The sequence below is a fragment of the Paraperlucidibaca sp. genome (genome assembly GCF_982810325.1).
The window spans coordinates 1-4,093 of record NZ_CEYEMI010000061.1; the positions used below are offsets into that span (position 1 = coordinate 1).

Consider the following 4,093-nt stretch of genomic DNA (forward strand, 5'->3'; position numbering starts at 1 on the left):
TAATTTGGTCATGAGTACCTACAAACGACATCGTTTTCATCCCAGCATCATTAGCTATGCAGTCTGGATCTATTATCGATTCAACATGAGCTTTCGTGACATCGAAGATTTACTGGCAGAGAAGGGCATCTCTGTCAGTTATGAGGCGATCCGATTGTGGTGTATCAAGTTTGGGCCTTCCTATGCTCGCAAGCTCAAACAAAAACACGTTGGGTTTGGCGATACGTTTTATCTCGATGAGGTATTCATCAAGATAAACGGAAAGCAGCATTACTTGTGGCGAGCCGTTGATCAAGATGGCGAAGTGGTCGATGCCTTTGTTCAGAGTAGGCGCAATAGTGCGGCGGCAAAGCAGTTCTTCAAGCGCTTGTTACGCAGCTACGGCGGTCAGCCGCGAACGATAGTCACTGATAACTTGGCAAGCTATAAAGTTGCGCAACGCGAGCTAATGCCGACTGTTCATCACAATACAGCTAAATACGCGAACAACAGGGCAGAACAATCGCATGAGTTGAAGCGATTTCGAGAGCGAGGAATGAGGTGGTTTAAATCGCCGAGCCAGGCTCAGCTATTTCTAACGAATCATGCTGCAGTTTCCAATTTATACAATCTTGCTGAGTCTGAAAGTTAACTTGTCAGTACCATTAGAAGCTCATTAGTGAAAACATATTAATATCGATCAGTATTAAAGCACTCAGGTCAAACCTAGGCATTACTAGGTTTGACCTTGCATTAGCTTACGCTCGCAACGTTTTCGCCGCTGCCACCATATTGCGCAGGGCGGGTAAAACTTCAGGCCATTGCCGCGTTTTCAAACCACAGTCAGGGTTCACCCACAGGCGTTCGGCCGGGATGCGCTCAGCGGCTTTCTGCATTAGCTGCACCATGTGAGCTTCGGTCGGGATATTCGGCGAGTGAATATCGTAGACGCCTGGGCCTATCTGGTTCGGGTAGTTGAAGTGATCGAATACGTCTAGCAGCTCCATATCAGAGCGTGAAGTTTCGATGGTGATGACATCGGCATCCATCTCGGCGATAGAAGCGATGATGTCGTTGAACTCTGAGTAGCACATGTGGGTATGAATCTGCGTCGCATCGCCGACGCCATTGGCGCTGATGCGAAACGACTCGACTGCCCAATCCAGATACGCCTGCCATTGTGACTGACGTAGCGGCAAGCCTTCGCGCAATGCGGCTTCATCGATCTGAATGACTTGTACGCCGGCCTTTTCGAGATCTAAAACCTCTGCACGAATAGCCAAGGCTAGTTGGTAGCACGACACTGAGCGCGGCTGGTCATCGCGCACAAACGACCAATTCAAAATGGTCACAGGGCCAGTTAGCATGCCCTTCATGGGCTTTGCTGTGAGCGATTGCGCAAACGTAGTCCATGCCACGGTCATTGCATTGGGGCGACTGATATCGCCAAATAAAATGGGCGGTTTCACACAGCGTGAACCATACGATTGCACCCAACCAAAGCGGCTGAACACATATCCATCGAGTTGCTCGCCGAAGTACTCCACCATGTCATTGCGCTCGGCCTCGCCATGCACCAAGACATCCAGACCTAATGCTTCTTGCTCACGCACACTACGTTCGATTTCGGCTTTCATGGCCGCTGTGTAGGCGGTGTCATCGATTTGGCCGGCCTTAAATTGGCTGCGCGCTTGGCGAATTTCGGCCGTTTGCGGAAACGAACCGATGGTCGTCGTTGGATATTTAGGCAGTTGCAGTAGCGCGGTCTGTTTGTCCGCACGTGCGGTGTATGCGCTTCGGCGTTGGCCCAATTCTGGCGTAATCGTGGCCAATGCTGCTTTTACGGCAGGGTTATTGACGCGAGGCGATAGGCGGCGAGCCTCAATGGCTTCGCGGTTGGCGCTGAGTTCGGCGCTTACGCTGTCGCGGCCGCGGTTAAGCGCAGTGGCGACGATCTCTAGCTCGTCGAGCTTTTGCAGCGCGAAGGCTAGCCAAGGCTTCACTACGGCATCGAAGCTAAGTTCGCTGTTTAAATCTACCGGCACATGCAAAAGCGAGCAGGAAGGGGCAATCCACAGACGATCACCGAGCTGCTTAGCTACAGGTTCGAGCCAATCGAGCAGGGTGTTTAAGTCGGTTTTCCAGATATTACGGCCATTGATCACGCCTAATGACAGCACGCGATCTTGAGGTAGCTGAGCTTGCAACGTGGCCACTTCGGATTGGGCATTAATGGCGTCGAGATGAAAGCCATGCACGGGCAGCTCGCAGGCCAGTGCTATGTTTTCTTGCAGTTGGCCGAAGTAGGTGGCCAGCAATAATTTAACCTTGGTTTGGCTTAGGGTGGCGTAGGCGGTGCGGAAAGCATCTTGCCATTCGCTGCTGAGTTCGGTGACCAAAATCGGCTCATCGATTTGTACCCATTCCACACCTGCGGCGGCTAAGGCCGTGAGCAAGTCGGCATAGACTGGTAGTAGTTGCTCGAGCAGAGCCAACTTGTTTGAGTTGTCTTTGGCCTTGCCAATGGCCAAGTAAGTAACGGGGCCAACAATGACTGGTTTAGCCTTAATGCCTTGAGCTTTGGCCTCGGCAACTTGCGCTAGCAGGCGGCTGGCATCGAGCGAAAACGCGGTAGCCGCTGTGAACTCGGGCACGATGTAATGGTAGTTGGTGTCGAACCATTTGGTCATTTCACCTGCCGCCACGCCGCCGCAGCAAGCCGCGTGATCTTCAGCGCCAGCCGCCGAACGGCCACGGGCAACGCGGAAGTAGTTATCTAGAGTATCGCCATGAAAGCTTTGGACGCGCTCGGGTAAGTTGCCTAGCGTGAAGCTTAAATCGAGCACTTGGTCATAGAAGGAAAAGTCGCCAACGGGCACCAAGTCCAATTTGGCTTGATGCGCCCAATGGCGCTGGCGGAGTTGAGCACCCACGGAGGTGAGTTGATCTTTCGATGACTCACCGCGCCAATAGGATTCGAGCGCAAACTTCAGTTCGCGTTTCGCACCGATGCGCGGAAAGCCAAGGTTGTGGGTAGTTACGTTTGACATGATTAATTCTCGGTCTGTGTAGATGAAGCGACGCCGAGGATAGTAGGCAGAGCAATATATGAAGTAAAATGGTGATAATTCACCTATCCATGAGATAAATTAATCAATCATGATTGAGCGCAGCCACTTAAACATCATTCGCGAGGTCGAAAAGCAGGGCTCGCTGACCGCCGCAGCCGGCAGCTTGTGTCTAACGCAGTCGGCCTTGAGTCATGCCATGAAAAAGCTGGAAATGCAGTTAGGCACGGACGTTTGGTTGCGAGAAGGGCGCAGCCTGAGGCTCACGCAAGCAGGGCGCTATTTGCTTGGGCTGGCCAATCGCCTATTGCCGCAACTTGAGCATGCTGAAGAGCGTATGCGGCAGTTTGCCGAGGGTGAGCGTGGCACTTTGCGCATCGGCATGGAGTGCCATCCCTGCTATCAGTGGCTGCTGAAGGTGGTGGCGCCGTATTTGGCCGCTTGGCCTAGTGTTGATGTCGATGTGAAGCAGAAGTTTCAATTCGGTGGCATTGGCGCTTTGTTTAGCTATGACATCGATTTATTGGTCACGCCGGATCCAATACTGAAGCCTGGCCTGCAGTTTGAGCCAGTGTTTGATTATGAGCAGGTGCTGGTGGTGCCGCGCGATCATGCCTTGGCAAAACAGGCATTTGTTAAGCCTGAGCAAATGAGTTCTGAGGTGCTGATTACCTATCCGGTGGCCATTGAGCGTTTGGATGTTTACAGCCAGTTTATGCTGCCGGCAGGCGTCATGCCGAAGCGACATAAGACTATTGAGACTACCGATATTATGTTGCAGATGGTGGCGAGTGGTCGTGGTGTGGCGGCATTGCCGCGTTGGCTGGCGCAAGAATATGCCGCAAGCATGGCGGTGGTGCCGGTGCGCTTAGGTGCAGAGGGCATTGCCAAACAAATTTATTTGGGTGCGCGCGAGGGCGATTTAAGCGTTGATTATTTGCGCGCGTTTATCGAGTTAGCGCGAAGCTTATGACTTAGCAAAGCGGCATTATGATAAGAACCGACTCTACTAGACAATCTCATGCCTCATTAGGTACTGCCGCTCA

The 4,093-nt window shown here is 52.3% G+C and carries 3 protein-coding genes; 2 read left to right on the forward strand and 1 reads right to left on the reverse strand.

Annotation, left to right across the window (positions count from 1 at the left end; all coding sequences use genetic code 11):
- Positions 1-631 (forward strand): IS6 family transposase (locus AC3DKE_RS11030; RefSeq protein WP_487990718.1); only part of this gene is annotated, 631 nt, incomplete at its 5' end.
- Between the two features lie 106 nt (positions 632-737).
- Here AC3DKE_RS11030 and metE read toward each other — a convergent pair.
- Positions 738-3,029 carry a 5-methyltetrahydropteroyltriglutamate--homocysteine S-methyltransferase gene (gene metE, locus AC3DKE_RS11035; RefSeq protein ID WP_487990719.1) on the reverse strand — a complete coding sequence of 764 codons (2,292 nt, stop codon included), beginning with the start codon at positions 3,027-3,029 and terminating at the stop codon, positions 738-740.
- A 109-nt stretch (positions 3,030-3,138) separates the two neighbouring features.
- Here metE and AC3DKE_RS11040 point away from each other — a divergent pair, with 109 nt between their 5' ends.
- A complete protein-coding gene (locus AC3DKE_RS11040; RefSeq protein ID WP_487990720.1) occupies positions 3,139-4,020 on the forward strand; it encodes a LysR family transcriptional regulator in 882 nt (293 codons plus the stop codon).
- Positions 4,021-4,093 lie beyond the last annotated feature (73 nt).